The following is a 1,695-nucleotide window of genomic DNA, read 5'->3' as shown; positions in this document are numbered from 1 at the left end:
TTGCTAACTTAGTTCCAACAAACGCAACTAACCATACACAAAACCGTTAGCTTTCATTAACAAAAAAAATGCGTGAAATTGGAAAAATAAAGCGTTTTCCTAAAGTAGAATCCTGATAAATATTACGCAATTAGAAATGGAATTTTAACGCAGAATATTTTGAAAAATATTACGTAAGAATCTGTCCGCAATTATGAAATAGAAACGGCAGACTTTAGCCTGTTTATGCAATCGGAAATGAAAAACTGTGGGATTCTGACAAATATTACGCAAGAATCTGTCTGTAATTCTGAAATGAAAATGGCGGACTTTTAGCCTGTTTGCGAAATTAGGAATAAAAATTTAGACAAGTTAAACGCTGAAAAATATGTGGTTTTATATCGGTATTTTAATTGTAAAAAAGGAAAAATAAACGAAAAGCTAACAAAATATATAATTTATTGCTAGTGCTCGCCTACTTACGAAAATCCTTAGGGGATTTTCTATTTCGTTTTTATTTACTAAATTAGTTGCTCGAAAAACACAACAAACCATATATAAACCGTTGGCAATAATTAAGCATTGCGTTTCCGAGCAAACTTTACTAAAAATTAAGAATGAGTGAAAATATATTGAAAAAAATAAAAGCGATTGATAATCAATATTATAAATCTGTTGAATTTATTGACGAAAATACGGTCGCATCATACTCATTTAATTTTAAGGAAAACAAACAAATATTTAGAATAGAATCTAATACTTCCTATCACGAAAAGATAGTTCCGCAGGAATTTTATAAAGAACAAGGATTTATAGACAAAGGAAAATTCGGAATAATAAGAGAAAATTCCATAATCTTTTATGATATTATAAATGGTAAATCAAAATACTTAAAAATTAAAAACCCTATAAAAAAATTGAACAAAGAAGAGTTTTCTTATTTCGTTCATTTTTCTAGACTGAATGAATTTAAGTCTATTTTTACTATACAACATTCAGGATTTGATATTTTAGGTAGTTTTGGTTTAGCACGTTACTTTTCTACTTTAGAAATTAAGAATAGGAAAAAATTATTCGGCAAAAATGAATATGCAAATTGGATAAATGAACCTACGCAACCTGATTGTAGCAAATTTTCACCACTTTATTATAATATTGGTTTATTTGAAAAAAGACCAAAAGACTGGTTAGGAATAAAAGATATCATTTCATCAAATGGTAGAATATACTTTTATACAAACGGAGGAAAAATGACTAGAACAAAATCAGGTAGAAAATTTGAAATTAGCGAAATTGGAATAATGGATTTAGATTTTAATATAATTGACGTTAAAAAAATTAAAGACGGTTATGGTAAATTCTCAACAAATGGGAAATATTTTATTCAACAAGATTATAATGAAAAAAGAAATCTAAATATATATGACTTGACTGATTTTAGTTTTAAAACAGTAAGATTAACACCAACTAAAAATTTAGGTGATGTCAAGAAACAATCATTATTTGCAGATTTATTTAATAATAAATTACTAATATATGACCATTCGAATATTACGATAAGTGAATTAAAATAACTATTGCCAACACCGTGTATAATTCATTGCTACTGCTGGCTAAGAGCAGGATCTTTTCCTACAATTCACTATATTGTATTGCGGAATGTAAATCGCTTATATAACCGCAACAAATCATACACGAACACGTTGGCTCTAATTC

General features: G+C 27.6%; 1 protein-coding gene. It reads left to right on the top strand.

The window, feature by feature from the left end; all coding sequences use genetic code 11:
- Positions 1-596 precede the first annotated feature (596 nt).
- Positions 597-1,553 carry a hypothetical protein gene (locus tag TD29_RS03695; protein WP_040278999.1) on the top strand — a complete coding sequence of 319 codons (957 nt, stop codon included), beginning with the start codon at positions 597-599 and terminating at the stop codon, positions 1,551-1,553.
- The last annotated feature ends 142 nt before the right edge of the window (positions 1,554-1,695 follow it).

This window comes from Psychroserpens damuponensis, assembly GCF_000826655.1.
Lineage (GTDB): Bacteria > Bacteroidota > Bacteroidia > Flavobacteriales > Flavobacteriaceae > Psychroserpens > Psychroserpens damuponensis.
This window is presented reverse-complemented; position numbering and strand designations above follow the sequence as displayed.